Source organism: Pseudomonas sp. B611, from assembly GCF_055407965.1.
In genome coordinates, this window is sequence record NZ_JBUZST010000007.1 from 161,351 (window position 1) to 178,581 (window position 17,231).

Below are 17,231 nucleotides of genomic sequence, written 5' to 3' on the forward strand. Positions count from 1 at the left end.
AGCCAGCTCCCACAGTTTGATGGGGGCAAACCTGAACTGGCTTGCAAACCCAATCCCCTGTGGGAGCGGGCTTGCTGTGGCGAGGGAGCTTGCTCCCGCTGGGCTGCGTAGCGGCCCCAAAATCTTGGGAGCGCTTCGCACTCCAGCGGGAGCAAGCTCCCTCGCCACAGCAAGCCAGCTCCCACATTTGGGCGGCCACCTCTATAATGGCCGCCTTTGCGCAACTCATCAGGCTCTCAGTTCTTGGCAAATATAGATAACGCGGCCGCCGAAATGGCGGCCGCAGGCTTTTACCGCATCGCCCTGGGCGTGGAATACAAAGGTTCGCGCTATCGCGGCTGGCAGCGCCAGGCATCGGGCGTGCTGACGGTGCAGGAAACCCTGGAAAAGGCCCTGTCGAAAGTCGCTGATTCGCCGGTTTCGCTGATGTGCGCCGGGCGTACCGACGCCGGCGTGCATGCCTGTGGCCAGGTGGTGCACTTCGACACCCAGGCCGAGCGCACGATGAAGGCGTGGGTGATGGGCGCTAATATCAACTTGCCCCATGATGTCAGTGTCAGTTGGGCCAAGGTCATGCCGGCGCACTTTCATGCGCGCTTCAAGGCTATCGCCCGGCGTTATCGTTATGTGATCTACAACGATCAGATCCGCCCGGCGCACCTCAACGAAGAGATTACCTGGAACCACCGCCCACTCGACGCCGAGCGCATGGCCGAGGCCGCGCAGCATCTGGTTGGCGTGCATGACTTCAGCGCATTTCGCGCCGGCCAGTGCCAGGCCAAGTCGCCGATCAAGGAAGTCCACCACCTGCGGGTGACGCGCCACGGCAAGATGATCGTGCTGGATATTCGCGCCGGTGCGTTCCTGCATCATATGGTGCGCAATATTGCCGGCGTGCTGATGACCATAGGCACCGGCGAGCGCCCGGTGGAGTGGGCCAAGGAAGTGCTGGAAAGCCGTGTTCGCCGTACGGGCGGTGTCACAGCCCATCCCTTTGGCCTGTACCTGGTGGACGTGGAGTACCGCGACGAGTTCGAGCTGCCGGAACGTTTCATCGGGCCACACTTCCTCACAGGTTTCAGCGAACTTGGCGGCTGACGCCCGGAAAAGCTTTTGTTACCATCCGGGACTTTCTCGGCCCAACCCTGAGGTTTCCACGACATGCCAGCCGTTCGCAGCAAGATTTGCGGGATTACCCGCATAGAAGACGCGCTGGCGGCAGTCGAGGCGGGGGCGGATGCCATCGGTTTCGTGTTTTATGCCAAGAGCCCACGGGCGGTGAATGTGTTGCAGGCGCGGGCGATCATCGCTGCGCTGCCGCCGTTCGTCACCACCGTGGGCTTGTTCGTCAACGCCAGCCGCTGCGAACTCAACGAAACCCTGGATGCCGTACCGCTGGATATGCTGCAGTTCCATGGCGACGAAAGCCCTGACGAATGCGAAAGCTACCAGCGCCCGTATATCAAGGCGTTGCGGGTCAAGGCCGGGGACGATATCGCCGCCGCGTGCGCTGCCTATACGGGTGCTCGCGGGATCTTGCTGGACACTTACGTCGAAGGCGTCCCCGGTGGTACGGGCGAGGCGTTCGACTGGACGCTGATCCCCGAAGGGCTGAGCAAGCCGATCATCCTGGCGGGTGGGCTCAATCCCGTGAATGTCGCGGCAGCCATCGGGCAAGTGCGCCCGTATGCGGTGGACGTCAGCGGTGGGGTGGAGCAGGGCAAGGGCATCAAGGATCACAGCAAGATTCGCGCATTCATGCAGGCTGTGCGCGGGATGTGACGGCTGGCAGTCTGCCGCCGTCCATAACTACCACTGTGTAAAACAGCCCGGTGCCGCCTGCGGGTGGCCCGGAAATGAAGTGGCAACCCTGCACTGGCAGGTTGTCTGGAAGGCTGAGGATGCATGCGGGAAATGGCTGGTCGAACGTCTGACCCCGTCCAGCATGTGTCATCGCCACATATGAATTTAGCTCAAGGGCATACGCGGGGCTGTGTTCAAGCCACCGGTACTGGAGAAAGAAAGCATGAGCAACTGGTTAGTAGACAAACTGATCCCTTCGATCATGCGTTCCGAGGTGAAGAAAAGCTCGGTTCCTGAAGGTCTGTGGCACAAGTGCCCATCCTGCGACGCGGTGCTGTACCGCCCAGAGCTGGAAAAGACCCTGGACGTTTGCCCCAAGTGCAACCACCACATGCGTATCGGCGCCCGCGCCCGCATCGACATCTTCCTGGATGCCGACGGCCGTGCCGAACTGGGTGCTGACCTGGAGCCGGTTGACCGTCTCAAGTTCCGCGACAGCAAGAAGTACAAGGACCGCCTGACCGGCGCGCAAAAGCAGACAGGCGAAAAAGACGCGCTGATCTCCGTCAGCGGCAAGTTGCTGGGCATGCCCGTTGTGGTCTCGGCGTTCGAGTTCTCCTTCATGGGCGGCTCCATGGGTGCCATCGTCGGTGAGCGTTTTGTGCGCGCTGCCAACTACGCCCTGGAAAACCGTTGCCCGATGATCTGCTTCGCCGCCTCCGGTGGTGCGCGCATGCAGGAAGCGCTGATCTCCCTGATGCAAATGGCCAAGACCTCTGCGGTGCTGGCACGTCTGCGTGAAGAAGGCATCCCGTTTATCTCCGTGTTGACCGACCCTGTCTACGGCGGCGTTTCCGCCAGCCTGGCCATGTTGGGTGACGTGATTGTCGGCGAGCCAAAGGCCTTGATCGGCTTTGCCGGCCCGCGTGTGATCGAGCAGACCGTGCGTGAAAAACTGCCGGAAGGCTTCCAGCGCAGCGAGTTCCTGCTGGAGCACGGTGCAATCGACCTGATCATCCCGCGCGGTGAACTGCGTCCACGCCTGGGCAACCTGCTGGCACAAATGATGGGCCTGCCGACGCCTGTGTACGTCGCGCCTAAAGTAGAACCGATTGTCGTGCCGCCGGTGCCAGCAAACCTATGACCCAACGTACCCTGGGCGAATGGCTCGCCTACCTTGAGCAGTTGCATCCGTCCGCCATCGACATGGGCCTGGAGCGCTCGCAACAGGTAGCGGCCCGCCTCGGGTTGGGCCGGCCGGCACCGCGCGTGATCACGGTGACCGGCACCAACGGCAAAGGCTCTACTTGTGCCTTTGTCGCCGCGCTGCTGCAGGCTCAAGGCCTGAAAGTCGGCGTGTACAATTCTCCGCACCTGCTGCGCTACAACGAGCGGGTGCAGCTCAATGGCGTCGAAGCCACTGATGAGCAACTCTGCGAAGCCTTCGCGGCACTGGATGCCGGGCGTGGCGAGATTTCCCTGACTTACTTCGAGATGGGCACCCTGGCGGCGTTCTGGCTGTTCGAGCGTGCGCAGCTGGACGTGGTCGTGCTGGAAGTCGGCCTGGGTGGTCGCCTGGACACGGTCAACGTGGTGGATGCCGACCTGGCGCTGGTGACCAGCATTGGCGTGGACCATGCTGATTACCTGGGCGATACCCGTGAGTCCGTGGCCTATGAGAAGGCCGGGATCTTCCGTCAGGGCAGGCCTGCACTGTGTGGTGACATTGATCCGCCGCACACCTTGCTGGACAAGGTGCGCGAGCTGGATTGCCCGTTCTACTTGCGGGGCCGCGAATTCAATCTTGAAGTCGGCGAGCAACACTGGCAATGGCGCGGGCGTGATGCACGCGGCCAGGTGGTGGAGTTGCGCGACCTGCCGCTGCTGAACCTGCCGATGGAAAACGCCGCGTTAGCGTTGCAGGCCTACCTGTTGCTTGATCTGCCATGGGATGCCGGGCAGATTGCGGCGACCTTGCAGGCGACTCGGGTAGTAGGGCGCCTGGATCGCCGTGCGTTCGAGTGGGAAGGCAAGCGCCTGAACCTGCTGCTGGATGTGGGGCATAACCCGCATGCGGCGCAATACCTGGCGCGGCGCCTGTCGCGTACGCTGCCGGTCGGTCGTCGCCTTGCAGTATTCGGCTTGTTGGCTGATAAGGATCTGGAGGGCGTGGTTGCGCCTTTGCTGGGTGAAGTCCAGGCCTGGGCGGTAGCACCGCTGGATTCGCCGCGTAGCCGTCCGGCTGTTGAGCTGGCGGCGGCGTTGCAGAACCTTGGTGCGTCCGTGGCGTCGTATGCAAGCGTCACCGCCGCCCTTGAGGCGCAGTGCGCCGTTGCCACGCCTGACGACGAAATTCTGTTGTTCGGATCATTTTATTGTGTTGCCGAGGCGCTTGAGTGGTTGGCCCGGCGCTCCACGGAGGAAGCTGCACATGGCATTACTGGATAGCGCATACAAGCAGCGAATGGTCGGAGCCCTGGTGCTGGTGGCGTTGGCGGTGATTTTCCTGCCGATGCTGTTTTCCCGCGAGGATGAGCAGCGCCAAGTCGTCGTTGAGGCGCCCGCTGCGCCGCAGGTGCCTGTGGTGCCTCAAGTGCAGGTAGAGCCGGTGGTGGTGCCAGAGCCGCAGGCCTTGCCTGAGGAAGAACCGGTGCCGACCGATGCTGAGGTCGCCGCGCAAACAGCGCCGTCGATGCCCGTGCAGCCAAGCGTGCCGGTGGTCAAGCCGGCGCCGACGCCCGTTGTGGCGGCCAAACCTGCCGCTCCGGCACCTGCGCCCAAGCCTGTAGCGCCGCAACCTGCCGCGCCGGGCAAGCCGGATGTGGGGCAGAGCCGTATCGATCCGAATGGCCTGCCGATCAGTTGGTCGATCCAGCTGGCCAGCCTGGCCAACCGCGAGAGCGCCGAGGCCTTGCAGAAAAAACTGCGTGCCCAGGGCTACAACGCCTACATCCGCAGTGCCGACGGCAAGAACCGGGTGTTTATCGGGCCGCTGATCGAGCGTGCCGAGGCGGATCGCCTGCGCGATTTGTTGGGGCGTCAGCAGAACCTCAATGGTTTTGTGGTGCGTTTCCAGCCTGAGCGCGGCTGATTACCGCCAGTCTCTGAGTGAAATGCAGGCCAAGTGTGGGAGCTGGCTTGCCTGCGATGGCGCTGGGTCAGCCAATGAGATATTGACTGATAGACCGCCATCGCAGGCAAGCCAGCTCCCACATTGTTTTTGGGGTGGGGTTGAAATGGCATCAAACCATCACAAACTACTGATTTGCAAAGCGCGCACAATCACCGCTTACCGATAGCCCAGCGCTCTGCTAAAATGCGCCGCCTTATCTGTCTGTAGGCTGCACTGTGCCATTTACCTGGGTTGATTGGGCGATCGTTGCAATCGTCGCCATCTCCGCTTTGATCAGTCTAAGCCGCGGCTTCGTAAAAGAAGCTCTGTCGTTGCTGACCTGGATCATCGCAGGAGTCGTAGCCTGGATGTTCGGTGGTTCACTGTCGGTCTACCTGGCCGGATACATCGAGACACCTTCGGCTCGCGTCATTGCGGGCTGCGCCATCATGTTCATCGCCACGCTGCTGGTGGGGGCAATGGTCAATTATCTTATTGGCGAGTTGATACGTGTCACCGGCCTCTCCGGGACCGATCGATTTCTCGGCATGGCCTTTGGCGCCGCGCGTGGCGCGTTGCTGGTGGTTGTGGCGGTCGGGCTGTTGAGCCTGGGGCCAGTACAGCAGGATTCGTGGTGGCAGGAGTCGGTACTCGTGCCAAAATTTCTATTAGTTGCCGATTGGTCCAAAAACCTCATTCTGGGGTGGAGCAGTCAGTGGCTGGCCAGCGGAATCAGCGTACCCGCTGATCTTCCGTTCAAGGAACACCTCTTGCCGGCCAAAACGCCGCAGTAAGCTGTGTTCAGTCAAGATTCATTAAGTAGGGGTTGCGTCGCATGTGTGGCATCGTCGGTATCGTCGGTAAGTCGAACGTCAATCAGGCGCTGTATGACGCGCTAACCGTCCTCCAGCACCGCGGCCAGGACGCTGCCGGTATTGTGACCAGCCACGACGGCCGGTTATTCCTGCGCAAGGACAATGGCCTGGTACGTGACGTGTTCCATCAGCGTCACATGCAGCGCCTCGTCGGGCACATGGGCATTGGCCATGTGCGTTACCCGACTGCCGGTAGCTCGACTTCGGCCGAAGCTCAACCGTTCTACGTCAACTCGCCTTACGGCATTACCTTGGCGCATAACGGCAACCTGACCAACGTTGAACAGCTGGCCAAGGAGATTTACGAATCTGACCTGCGCCACGTCAACACCAGCTCCGACTCGGAAGTGCTGCTGAACGTGTTCGCTCACGAGCTGGCCCAGCGCGGCAAGCTGCAGCCTACCGAAGAGGACGTGTTCGCGGCCGTCACCGACGTGCACAATCGTTGTGTTGGTGGTTATGCGGTGGTGGCCATGGTCACCGGTTACGGCATCGTCGGTTTCCGTGACCCGCACGGCATCCGCCCGATCGTGTTCGGCCAGCGTCACACCGACGAAGGCGTCGAGTACATGATCGCTTCCGAAAGCGTGTCCCTGGACGTGCTGGGCTTCACCCTGATCCGCGACCTCGCGCCGGGCGAAGCGGTGTACATCACCGAAGATGGCAAGCTGCACACCCGTCAGTGTGCCGTGGCGCCGAAACTCACCCCGTGCATTTTCGAGCACGTCTACCTGGCGCGCCCGGATTCGATCATCGACGGCGTTTCGGTGTACAAGGCGCGCCTGCGCATGGGCGAGAAGCTGGCCGAGAAGATCCTGCGCGAGCGTCCTGAGCACGATATCGACGTGGTGATCCCGATCCCGGACACCAGCCGTACCGCTGCGCTGGAACTGGCCAACCACCTGGGTGTGAAGTTCCGCGAAGGCTTCGTGAAGAACCGCTATATCGGCCGTACCTTCATCATGCCGGGCCAGGCAGCACGCAAGAAGTCGGTGCGCCAGAAGCTCAACGCCATCGAGCTGGAATTCCGCGGCAAGAACGTGATGCTGGTGGATGACTCCATCGTGCGCGGCACCACCTGCAAGCAGATCATCCAGATGGCCCGCGAAGCCGGTGCGAAGAACGTGTACTTCTGTTCCGCAGCCCCAGCGGTGCGTTACCCGAACGTGTACGGTATCGACATGCCGAGCGCCCACGAGCTGATCGCCCACAATCGCACGACCCAGGACGTTGCCGACCTGATCGGCGCCGATTGGCTGATCTACCAGGATCTGCCGGACCTGATCGAAGCGGTTGGCGGTGGCAAGATCAAGATCGAGCAGTTCGACTGCGCCGTGTTCGACGGCAAGTACGTGACCGGTGATGTCGATGAGGCCTACCTGAACAAGATCGAGCAGGCGCGTAACGACTCGTCGAAGATCAAGACCCAGGCGGTCAGCGCGATCATCGATCTGTACAACAACTGAGTAGACACCGGCCCTGAGGGGCCGGTTTTGTATCTTAAATAAAGAATTGAGTAAGGAGTGGCAGCATGAGTCAGGAATGGGATGCCGGTCGGTTGGACAGCGACCTCGATGGCGTAGCTTTCGATACCCTGGCTGTGCGCGCCGGTCAGCACCGCACGCCGGAAGGTGAGCACGGTGACCCGATGTTCTTCACTTCCAGCTATGTATTCCGTACGGCTGGTGATGCGGCTGCGCGTTTTGCGGGCGAAGTGCCGGGCAACGTTTATTCGCGCTACACCAACCCGACCGTGCGCGCGTTTGAAGAGCGCATCGCGGCCCTGGAAGGCGCTGAGCAGGCGGTGGCCACGGCGACCGGCATGGCGGCGATCCTGGCGGTGGTAATGAGCCTGTGCAGCGCCGGCGACCACGTGTTGGTGTCGCGCAGTGTGTTCGGTTCGACCATCAGCCTGTTCGAGAAGTATTTCAAGCGCTTCGGTATCGAAGTGGACTACGTGCCGCTGGCGGACCTTTCCGGTTGGGATGCAGCGATCAAGGCCAATACCAAGCTGTTGTTCGTCGAGTCGCCGTCCAACCCGCTGGCGGAATTGGTGGATATCGCGGCGTTGTCCGAAGTGGCTCACGCCAAGGGCGCGATGCTGGTGGTCGATAACTGCTTCTGCACCCCGGCATTGCAGCAGCCGCTGAAACTGGGTGCGGACATTGTCGTGCACTCGGCCACCAAGTTCATTGACGGCCAGGGTCGTTGCATGGGTGGCGTGGTGGCGGGTCGCAGTGAGCAGATGAAGGAGATCGTCGGTTTCCTGCGCACCGCTGGCCCGACCCTGAGCCCGTTCAACGCCTGGATCTTCCTCAAGGGCCTGGAAACCCTCAGCCTGCGCATGAAGGCCCATTGCGCCAACGCGCAGGCACTGGCCGAGTGGCTGGAGCAGCAGGACGGTATTGAAAAGGTGCACTACGCCGGCCTCAAGAGCCACCCGCAACACGAGTTGGCCCAGCGCCAGCAGCGTGGTTTCGGTGCGGTGGTGAGCTTTGAAGTGAAGGGCGGCAAAGACGGCGCCTGGCGTTTTATCGATGCCACGCGCCTGATCTCCATCACTGCCAACCTGGGCGATAGCAAGACCACCATCACCCACCCGAGCACCACGTCTCACGGGCGCCTGGCGCCGCAAGAGCGTGAAGCGGCGGGCATTCGTGACAGCCTGATCCGCATCGCGGTGGGTCTGGAAGATGTGGCTGACTTGCAGGCTGACCTGGCTCGCGGGCTGGCGGCCTTGTGATCGAGTGGTCCATGGAGGCAGCGGCGGCGACTAACGGGCGCGTCGCATTGGTGACCGGTGCTGCCCGTGGTATCGGTCTTGGCATTGCTGCGTGGCTGATCAGCGAGGGCTGGCAGGTGGTGTTGACCGACCTGGACCGTGATCGGGGTTCCAAGGTGTCGAAGGTGCTGGGGGAAAACGCCTGGTTTATCACCATGGATGTGGCCGATGAGAAGCAGGTCGCCCAGGGTGTTGCCGAGGTGCTTGGGCAATTTGGGCGCCTGGATGCCTTGGTGTGCAATGCGGCGGTGGCCGACCCGCGCAATATCACCCTGGAAAGCCTCGACCTGGCCTACTGGAACCGCGTGCTCGCGGTGAATCTCAGTGGGCCGATGTTGTTGGCCAAACATTGTGCGCCGTACCTGCGTGCCCATGGTGGTGCCATCGTCAACCTGGCATCGACCCGCGCTCGTCAGTCCGAGCCGGATACCGAAGCCTATGCGGCGAGCAAGGGTGGCCTGCTGGCGCTCACTCACGCACTGGCCATGAGCCTTGGCCCGGAAGTGCGGGTCAACGCTGTAAGCCCTGGCTGGATCGATGCGCGTGATCCGGCCGCACGGCGTGCCGAGCCTTTGACCGACGTCGACCACGCCCAGCATCCTGCGGGCAGGGTCGGCACAGTGGAGGATGTGGCGGCAATGGTGGCGTGGTTGTTGTCGCGCCAGGCCGGGTTTGTCACCGGGCAAGAGTTTGTCGTGGACGGTGGCATGAGCAAGAAGATGATTTACAGCGAGTAGGGCAGGTAGCTGTCTTGAAGCATTTTTGTCTTTTTCAGAAAAACTTCAAGCAGGCTATTGACTTAGGTCCGTTACCTGCGTAAATTTCGCGGCCTCAACGAAGCAAAGGGTGATTAGCTCAGCTGGGAGAGCATCTGCCTTACAAGCAGAGGGTCGGCGGTTCGATCCCGTCATCACCCACCACTTCTTGAGAGTTTTGCCTTAGGGCAAGACGCAACGTTAAAGGTTGCACCGACGCGCAGCGGTAGTTCAGTCGGTTAGAATACCGGCCTGTCACGCCGGGGGTCGCGGGTTCGAGTCCCGTCCGCTGCGCCATATTTTCCAGGTCTGACTTGTCGGGCTTGAGATCGAACAGCCAAGGCTGGTTGGTCAGATGTTTAAAGACGGTTGGGAGTTTGCTCCGAGCCGGTCAAGCGATACGCAGCGGTAGTTCAGTCGGTTAGAATACCGGCCTGTCACGCCGGGGGTCGCGGGTTCGAGTCCCGTCCGCTGCGCCATATCTGCTTCAAGGCCCACTGAACGCCTTGAAGCACAAAGAAAGCCTCTGGCTACTTTGATCCGATAGCAAAGACCCTGGTCGAAAGACCGGGGTTTTTTGTGTCTGCGATTTGGTTTACTGACACGATCAGGTCAAAAGTGTGGGAGCGGGCTTGCCCGCGATAGCGGTGTATGAATGATCGTTCCCACGCTCTGCGTGGGAATGGCGCCGGTGACGCTCTGCGTCACGCCTTCAAGAACGGACGCAGAGCGTCCAGGGATGCATTCCCACGCAGAGCGAGGGAACGATCAACCACACAAGCCCGCTCCCACAGTTGGATTGGGTCAGAACCCCAACTTATCCCGCAGCCCGTAGTACCAAGCCCCCAGCGCCGCAAACGGCGTGCGCAACAATTGCCCGCCCGGGAACGGGTAGTGCGGCAGGTCGGCAAACGCATCAAAACGCTCTGCCTGGCCTCGCAGCGCTTCAGCCAGCACCTTGCCCGCCAAGTGCGTGTACGTCACGCCATGGCCGCTACAGCCCTGGGAGTAATAGATGTTGTCGCCCAGCCGACCTACCTGTGGCAAGCGCGACAGGGTCAGCAGGAAATTACCGGTCCAGGCGTAGTCGATCTTCACGTCCTTGAGCTGCGGGAATGCCTTGAGCATTTTCGGGCGGATGATTGCTTCGATGTTCGCCGGATCGCGCGCGCCATACACCACGCCGCCGCCGAAGATCAGGCGCTTGTCGCTGGTGAGGCGGTAGTAATCCAGCAGGTAGTTGCAGTCTTCGACGCAGTAATCCTGTGGCAGCAATGTCTTCGCCAGCTCATCGCCCAGTGGTGCCGTGGTGATGACCTGGGTGCCGCAGGGCATCGACTTGGCCGCCAGCTCCGGCACCAGGTTCCCCAGGTAAGCGTTGCCCGCGACAATGATGAACTTGGCCCTGACCTTGCCCTCGGCGGTGTTCACCACCGGATTGGCGCCACGCTCGATACGCAGCGCCGCCGATTGCTCGTAGATCGTGCCGCCCAGGGACTCCACTGCCGCCGCTTCACCCAGTGCCAGGTTGAGTGGGTGGATGTGCCCGCCGCTCATGTCCAGCAGGCCGCCCACATAGTTGTCACACGCCACGACTTCACGGATGCGGCGCTCGTCCAGCAGTTCCAGCTGTGTGTGGCCGTAGCGCTCCCACAGGCGTTTTTGCGACTCCAGGTGGCCCATGTGCTTGCTGTTGAGTGCGGCGAACACGCCGCCGTCCTTCAAATCGCACTGGATCTGATATTTGGCGACCCGCTCGCGAATGATCCGGCCACCTTCAAACGCCATCTGCCCGAGCAATTGCGCTTGCTGGGGGCCGACGCTGCGCTCGATGACATCAATATCTCGGCTATAGCTGTTGACGATCTGCCCGCCGTTACGGCCCGACGCGCCAAACCCTACCTTGGCGGCTTCCAGTACCGTCACGCGAAAACCGTTCTCCAGCAGGAACAGCGCGCTGGAGAGGCCGGTGTAGCCTGCGCCAATCACGCACACATCGGTTTCGACATCACCTTGCAGCACTGGGCGAGGCGGGACTGCATTCGCGGACGCGGCGTAATACGACTGGGGGTAGGGGGTGTTCGCCATCCTGGAACCTCTGTTTTATATTTTTTACGAGTGTCCCGATCCTACCTCAGTTGAAAATTGCCCGCCAGCTACCCGAAAACCACGGGTATCCCCGGCTCAAATAAATAATTCGCATATTCATAGGGTTAGCTGCAAAAAAGATGTTGACACCCCTCCGGAATTCCGTAGAATGCCGCCTCACAGCAGGCACGTAGCTCAGTTGGTTAGAGCACCACCTTGACATGGTGGGGGTCGTTGGTTCGAGTCCAATCGCGCCTACCAAACAAAATCCGCTCTGCTGGGCGGTCTAGAAAGGCTCACCGAAAGGTGGGCCTTTTTTTGTTGCCCGGGATTTGCAGATGGCTGCAGGTGCTTGGCCTGCAACCAGGCGCGAGGCATTGGGCGTTGGGAATATCCTGGGCAAACGGAGGCAGAGTCGCAACGACTCCTGCGGGGGAATATATAGCCTGGGTGTATTGATCAATCAGCAAAAAAGCTGAGCCACCGATAGCAGACAGATGATCTGTACAACCATCTGGCAGCGAATCTCACCATTTGTTGTCGCCATACCCATTTGTCCGGCGTACATAGTGGACTACCTCTTCGTCAGCGAAGCGATGCACAGAAATGCGCAATCGCACGAATGAGTATAGGTGCTGTGTGAGATTCTTCATTGTTTCGCCGATCAGGCGCGATTTGGCACGCTTTCTCCCACCCCCGCAGGCAGCCATACTGAGCGACGTTTTCGTCTTATACAGGAGGTCGAAATGGAATTGGCAATGGAAGTGTCGTTCAACGTATCCGAACAGGAGCGCGAGGCAATCTTCAAACCGCTACGTGCTTACAACCTCACTATTACCGGGAAAATGCCTTTCGAAACCGTCGGGATTTTACTGCGTGACCCAGACAGCCAAGAGGTTGTTGGTGGGCTTTACGGGAAAATTTCCTACGGCTGGCTGTTTGTTGAGTTGTTGAGCGTCCCGGATCAGATGCGTACCCAAGGTACGGGCACGCGGCTGATGCGTACCGCTGAGGACTTGGCGCGTCAACGAGGGTGCGTTGGGATCTGGCTGGATACGTTCAGCTTTCAGGCGCCCGGATTTTATCGAAAGCTGGGTTTCAGCGAGTTTGGTCACGTTGCCGACTACCCACCGGGTCATCAGCGCTTCTTTTTTCAGAAGCGTTTCGCGTAAAACCCTGGGCGCTGATGATCGCCAGCCGGCTTCAGCGCAGCCTCCAATCACTGACAAAATTTATTGGTTTGCAGCAACAATTTTTCTTGTTGGACACCTCCCGCCCCAGGCAGCAAAGTTGCCGCCACTGACGCTCGACCTTCCGGGTCAACAATAAAAAACCGAGCCGACTGCACGCCACTTCTTGCTGTGAACCCTTTGTTCACATCCTGCTGTAATGGCGCCGCAGCGCGCATTTAAGGACTTCACCGTCATGCAAACTGTTGTGAACCTATGGCCGTTGATCGGCGTACTTGTCATCGTGGTTGGCTTTGTCTTGCGCTTCAATCCGCTGTTGGTGGTCACCGCTGCCGCCATCGCCACCGGGCTTGCTGCCCATTTTCCCTTGGAAAAAATCCTCGCCACCATGGGGGATGGTTTCCTTCAGACCCGCGCCCTGCAATTGATCCTTCTGTTGCCCCTGGCCGTCATCGGCTTGCTGGAGCGTCATGGTTTGCGCCTGCATGCGCAGAACTGGATCGCACGGTTTGAGCGAGCGACGGTTGGGCGCCTGTTGATCATTTACCTGTTTGTGCGTGAATCCACGGCGGCCATGGGCTTGACCAGTCTGGGCGGGCATCCGCAGATGGTGCGCCCGTTACTGGCGCCGATGGCCGAAGGTGCGGCGGAAAAGCGCTACGGCAAGCTGCCAGACAAAGTACGACACAAGGTTCTGGCGATGTGTGCGGCGACTGACAACGTGGGTTTGTTTTTTGGTGAGGACATCTTTGTCGCCTTTGGCGCGATTGCACTGATGCACACCTTCCTGCTCGGCTCTGGTATTGATGTGGAACCGCTGCACATTGCGGTGTGGGGCATTCCCACGGCGATCTGCGCCTTTATCATCCACGCGATCCGTTTGCATCGGTTTGACCGCAAGCTCACCCGCGAGCTGACGCCGGCCGCTACGTCTGTGGAGGCCGTGCAATGATTATCTCCATTCAATATCTGTACTGGTTGGCCGGTGTGCTGCTGCTGATCACGGCAGGCATGATCGTGTTGGATCGCAGCCATCCCAAGCGCTGGTCAAGCGCGCTGTTCTGGCTGCTGTTTGCTATCCCCTTTCTGGTTGGTGAGCGCTTGCCGTCGGTAGTTATCGGTGCCGGGGTCGTCGTGATGGCATTGATCGCCGGGATGGGCGGTGTTGGCCGTGGCCAGCATGCCGAATTGCATGACAAGGCTTCTCGTGCCAGCGCTGGTCGCTTGGGGCACAAGCTGTTTATCCCTGCGCTGGCCATTCCCCTGACCACGGTGATTGGCTCGGTATTGCTCAAACACACCGAAATCGGTGGCGTGCCGCTGCTGGACCCGAAAAACACCACCTTTGTGTCCCTCGGCATCGGTTGTCTGATCGCCCTCGGTCTGGCCTGTTGGCTGACGCGCGATACGCCGGTGCAAGCCCTGCGCGAATCCCGGCGCCTGACAGAAGCCTTGGGCTGGGCCATGGTGCTGCCGCAAATGTTGGCGATGCTCGGGTTGTTGTTCAATGAGGCGGGGGTCGGTACGGCCGTCGCCCATGTCACCACCACCTATATCAACCTGGATTACAAGTTGGTGGCGGTAATGGTCTATGTGCTGGGCATGGCATTGTTCACGGTGATCATGGGTAACGGTTTTGCGGCCTTTCCGGTGATGACCGGCGGTGTCGGCGTGCCGGTACTGGTGGGGATCTACGGTGGCAACCCGGCGGTGATGGCGGCCATTGGCATGTTCTCCGGCTACTGCGGCACATTGATGACGCCTATGGCGGCGAACTTCAATATCGTGCCGGCAGCGCTGCTGGAACTGCCGGACAAGAACGCGGTGATCAAGGCTCAGTTACCTACGGCGCTGATGATGTTGGTGGTCAATATCGTCCTGCTTTACCTGCTGATGTGAGATCAAGATGCAAACTATACTGCTGACGGGGTTTGAACCTTTCGATCAAGACCTGGTGAATTCCTCCTGGGAGGCCGTGCGCCAACTGGACGGTATGCAACTGGACGACGATGTGCAGATTGTTGCGCGCCGCTTGCCTTGCGCGTTTGCCACGGCGGGCGAGTACCTGACCCAACTGATCGCTGAACTGTCCCCGGTGATGGTCATTGCCACTGGCCTCGGCCCGGGACGCAGCGATATTTCCATCGAGCGGGTGGCGATCAACGTTAACGATGCGCGGATTCCCGATAACTTGGGCGCGCAACCGATCGACACTGCGGTGGTTGTGGGTGGTCCCGCAGCGTACTTCACCACACTGCCGATCAAGGCGATGGTCAAGGCCATGCGCCAGGCAGGGGTCGCGGCTTCGGTTTCGCAGACCGCAGGTACGTTTGTATGCAATCAAGTGTTTTATCGGTTGCAGCACCTGCTGGCCGGGACAGCTGTGCGCAGTGGGTTTATTCATGTGCCCGCCTTGCCGGAGCAGGTCGTTGGATCGGGGCAGCCTTCGATGGCTTTGGCGATCTTGGTTGGTGGCTTGCAGGTTGCGGTACGGACGGCGTGGCTTACGCCCATGGATGTTGTGGAGGCCGGCGGACAGGTCAGTTGACCTGTCCGATTGGCCCTAGCTGGAATGCACTCGGATCAATCCGAAGGCGATAGCGCATGCAAGGCCGGCTATTGCGAGCGTGGTAGCGACGAAGCATTTGATGATGTTCATTTCCGTCGTCGCCAGGTCTGCCCGGGTGGCGAAGTGTTTTTCAATGGAATCAGCCTTGTTCGAGACGGTTAATAGCTTCTCTTTCATTTCTGTTAACCCCTTTTCCAGTAAGCCCACGCGTTTTTCCAGGCCGGAGCCTCCGTCGTTGCCTCCAGCGGTTCTGCCTTGAGCCGGAGTATTCAGAGTATTCGCGCCACCGACCTGATATTGTCTTTTTTCCACTGTGTGACATCCGTTTCAAACAATGTGAGTGAGTGCTTCGGAACCAAGAATAGTAGGAGTGCGAGCCAGTGAGGGCGGGCAAATTTTTGCAAAATAACACCGTGGCTCTGGCCCGTGGTTTTCAGTCCGCCCGCTCGGTGAGCAGCCAGCGTTTACAAGCATCGATGGCATCCGTAGATTGCTTCGGGCCGATTATTTGTTACCGCCCATGAGGAAGCCACGCAGTGTCCATCCCAGCAGCTCAACATTACCGCGCCTTTCTGTTCGATATGGACGGGACCCTACTCAACTCCATCGCCGCCGCCGAGCGGGTGTGGAGCATTTGGGCGCAACGCCATGGCCTGGACGTAGCGGCGTTCCTGGCCACCATTCACGGCGCACGTGCGATTGATACGATCACGCGCCAGGCATTGCCCGGCGTCGATCCAGAGGCCGAGGCGCAGTGGATTACCGAAGCCGAAATCAATGATGTCGAAGGTGTTGTCGCGATACCTGGCGCCATTGCATTCCTGAACGATTTGCCGGGCGATCAATGGGCGCTGGTCACGTCTGCCCCTCGGACGCTGGCGCTGCGTCGTCTTCAGGCCGCGGGAATTACGCCGCCTGCTGTGTTGGTGACAGCCGAAGATGTCGCCACCGGCAAGCCAGACCCCGCCTGCTACGTTTTGGGGGCGCAGCGGTTGGGCGTGGCGGTTCAGGAGTGCCTGGTGTTTGAGGATGCGACAGTGGGCATTCGTGCAGGCGAGGCTGCTGGTGCGGATGTGATGGTCGTGACCTCGACGCACCTCACTCCCATGGTGACGAAGCATCCTTCGATAAACGGATATGAAAAACTACAGGTCCGGCGCAGCACTGACGGCTTGTTGTGCGTGCAGGGCAGGGACGAATGATACGAAGGTCATCAACTTGCGGCTTTGCGTCGCAGCTGTTGAGTCGCGTTGCGGCACAACCTACGCCGGACGGCCGCCTGGATGGGCTTGAGGCAGAACGCAAACAGGTAGGCGCAGAGGAATAAGCCAAGGTCCAGCCACGAACGGGTTTCAGGGTTGGCGGCTTGTTGGGCTCCCAGGCTCAGGCCATATTCCAGCCCTGCGAAGGCAAGCCCAATCAACAGAGCGATTATCCAGGCACGAATGGCAAAGGGTTGTGTTGCTATGCGCCTCATCGACGTGCTCCTGACTGCACTCTGATGGCGGGAAAGGGTCAGGAGATTCGGCTGTGAGTTTGTCGACAAGTTCCAGGCGCCGACATAGTTTCATCTTTGTAGCGATGAACAGGCGAGGCATGCGAACTCACGGAAAAACCTAAGCAGGGCTTGGGGTTTTCGCCAGCCGTTACAGTGAACGAAAAGGCTGGCTACTGAGTGCGCGTCAAGGCGTCTGGTTTTTGTCTGGAGCGGTCAGGCCAGCCTGGATGCGTTGGTAAATCTCCTCGCGATGCACGGCAACGTCCTTTGGTGCGTTGATGCCGATTCGTACTTGCTGGCCGCTAACGCCCAGGATGGTGATCGTGATGTCATCACCGATGTTTATGCTTTCACCGACTTTGCGGGTGAGTATAAGCATGGACTTCTCCTTGATTACTTTTAAGGACACATGTTTCAGACAGGGCAGGTGTCGGATGTGTGTAGCTTACTGCTAAGCGCTTCCCTGTGACTGCCTCTTTTAGGACGCATAGAGGCGACATTAATTCCCATGGCGGCATCATACAGGTCTGCGATACATGATTCGCATTGTTTAAGCCAA

Annotated in this window: 18 protein-coding genes and 4 tRNA genes; 18 read left to right on the top strand and 4 right to left on the bottom strand. The window is 59.9% G+C overall.

The features are described from left to right. Positions 1-273 precede the first annotated feature (273 nt). The 12 genes from truA (at position 274) to ACZRMO_RS17600 (ending at position 9,806) form a co-directional block, all read left to right on the top strand. Entirely contained in the window at positions 274-1,098 is an 825-nt protein-coding gene (truA, locus tag ACZRMO_RS17545) for a tRNA pseudouridine(38-40) synthase TruA (RefSeq protein WP_017737855.1), read from the top strand. A gap of 63 nt (positions 1,099-1,161) precedes the next feature. Further along, positions 1,162-1,782, top strand: a complete 621-nt coding sequence (locus ACZRMO_RS17550; RefSeq protein WP_463973643.1) for a phosphoribosylanthranilate isomerase — start codon at positions 1,162-1,164, stop codon at positions 1,780-1,782. A 244-nt stretch (positions 1,783-2,026) separates the two neighbouring features. Then, positions 2,027-2,947 (top strand): acetyl-CoA carboxylase, carboxyltransferase subunit beta, encoded by a 921-nt coding sequence (gene accD / locus ACZRMO_RS17555; protein WP_017737853.1) that lies wholly within the window; start codon positions 2,027-2,029, stop codon positions 2,945-2,947. After that, complete coding sequence (gene folC, locus ACZRMO_RS17560; RefSeq protein ID WP_463973644.1) at positions 2,944-4,251, top strand: bifunctional tetrahydrofolate synthase/dihydrofolate synthase; 1,308 nt, start codon at positions 2,944-2,946, stop codon at positions 4,249-4,251. The genes accD and folC overlap by 4 nt, the downstream gene beginning before the upstream one ends. Continuing rightward, complete coding sequence (locus ACZRMO_RS17565; protein ID WP_463973645.1) at positions 4,235-4,894, top strand: SPOR domain-containing protein; 660 nt, start codon at positions 4,235-4,237, stop codon at positions 4,892-4,894. The genes folC and ACZRMO_RS17565 overlap by 17 nt, the downstream gene beginning before the upstream one ends. A 257-nt stretch (positions 4,895-5,151) precedes the next feature. Further along, entirely contained in the window at positions 5,152-5,709 is a 558-nt protein-coding gene (locus ACZRMO_RS17570; protein WP_003192538.1) for a CvpA family protein, read from the top strand. A 41-nt stretch (positions 5,710-5,750) separates the two neighbouring features. Then, positions 5,751-7,256 carry an amidophosphoribosyltransferase gene (gene purF, locus ACZRMO_RS17575; RefSeq protein WP_017737850.1) on the top strand — a complete coding sequence of 502 codons (1,506 nt, stop codon included), beginning with the start codon at positions 5,751-5,753 and terminating at the stop codon, positions 7,254-7,256. A gap of 65 nt (positions 7,257-7,321) precedes the next feature. Next, positions 7,322-8,533, top strand: coding sequence for an O-succinylhomoserine sulfhydrylase (locus tag ACZRMO_RS17580; RefSeq protein ID WP_463973646.1), 1,212 nt, complete (start codon positions 7,322-7,324; stop codon positions 8,531-8,533). Positions 8,534-8,544: 11 nt separating this feature from the next. Next, positions 8,545-9,309: an SDR family oxidoreductase gene (locus ACZRMO_RS17585; protein WP_463973730.1), complete on the top strand. Its 765-nt coding sequence runs from the start codon at positions 8,545-8,547 to the stop codon at positions 9,307-9,309. A gap of 107 nt (positions 9,310-9,416) precedes the next feature. Beyond that, positions 9,417-9,492, top strand: a tRNA-Val gene (locus ACZRMO_RS17590). Between the two features lie 55 nt (positions 9,493-9,547). Beyond that, a tRNA-Asp gene (locus tag ACZRMO_RS17595) sits at positions 9,548-9,624 on the top strand. Between the two features lie 105 nt (positions 9,625-9,729). Continuing rightward, positions 9,730-9,806: transfer RNA gene (locus tag ACZRMO_RS17600), tRNA-Asp, on the top strand. 325 nt (positions 9,807-10,131) lie between these two features. Here ACZRMO_RS17600 and ACZRMO_RS17605 read toward each other — a convergent pair. Continuing rightward, on the bottom strand, positions 10,132-11,415 hold the full coding sequence (locus tag ACZRMO_RS17605) for an NAD(P)/FAD-dependent oxidoreductase (protein ID WP_463973647.1): 1,284 nt from the start codon (positions 11,413-11,415) through the stop codon (positions 10,132-10,134). Positions 11,416-11,599: 184 nt separating this feature from the next. Here ACZRMO_RS17605 and ACZRMO_RS17610 point away from each other — a divergent pair. From ACZRMO_RS17610 to pcp, 5 genes are all read left to right on the top strand, one after another. After that, positions 11,600-11,676: transfer RNA gene (locus ACZRMO_RS17610), tRNA-Val, on the top strand. 485 nt (positions 11,677-12,161) lie between these two features. Further along, entirely contained in the window at positions 12,162-12,587 is a 426-nt protein-coding gene (locus tag ACZRMO_RS17615) for a GNAT family N-acetyltransferase (RefSeq protein ID WP_463973648.1), read from the top strand. Positions 12,588-12,840: 253 nt separating this feature from the next. Then, positions 12,841-13,557, top strand: coding sequence for a DUF969 domain-containing protein (locus ACZRMO_RS17620; protein WP_463973649.1), 717 nt, complete (start codon positions 12,841-12,843; stop codon positions 13,555-13,557). Further along, entirely contained in the window at positions 13,554-14,504 is a 951-nt protein-coding gene (locus ACZRMO_RS17625; RefSeq protein WP_017737844.1) for a DUF979 domain-containing protein, read from the top strand. The genes ACZRMO_RS17620 and ACZRMO_RS17625 overlap by 4 nt, the downstream gene beginning before the upstream one ends. 7 nt (positions 14,505-14,511) lie before the next feature. Then, positions 14,512-15,153, top strand: a complete 642-nt coding sequence (pcp, locus tag ACZRMO_RS17630) for a pyroglutamyl-peptidase I (RefSeq protein ID WP_463973650.1) — start codon at positions 14,512-14,514, stop codon at positions 15,151-15,153. Between the two features lie 15 nt (positions 15,154-15,168). Here pcp and ACZRMO_RS17635 read toward each other — a convergent pair whose 3' ends face one another. After that, positions 15,169-15,486, bottom strand: a complete 318-nt coding sequence (locus ACZRMO_RS17635) for a hypothetical protein (protein ID WP_463973651.1) — start codon at positions 15,484-15,486, stop codon at positions 15,169-15,171. 224 nt (positions 15,487-15,710) lie between these two features. Between ACZRMO_RS17635 and ACZRMO_RS17640 the strand changes: the two genes are divergently transcribed. Continuing rightward, positions 15,711-16,376 carry an HAD family hydrolase gene (locus tag ACZRMO_RS17640; protein ID WP_463973652.1) on the top strand — a complete coding sequence of 222 codons (666 nt, stop codon included), beginning with the start codon at positions 15,711-15,713 and terminating at the stop codon, positions 16,374-16,376. Between the two features lie 11 nt (positions 16,377-16,387). On the opposite strand, the gene ACZRMO_RS17645 is transcribed toward ACZRMO_RS17640, so the two are convergent. After that, a complete protein-coding gene (locus tag ACZRMO_RS17645; protein ID WP_463973653.1) occupies positions 16,388-16,651 on the bottom strand; it encodes a hypothetical protein in 264 nt (87 codons plus the stop codon). A gap of 205 nt (positions 16,652-16,856) precedes the next feature. Further along, a complete protein-coding gene (gene csrA, locus ACZRMO_RS17650; protein WP_003192511.1) occupies positions 16,857-17,051 on the bottom strand; it encodes a carbon storage regulator CsrA in 195 nt (64 codons plus the stop codon). Between the last annotated feature and the right edge of the window lie 180 nt (positions 17,052-17,231).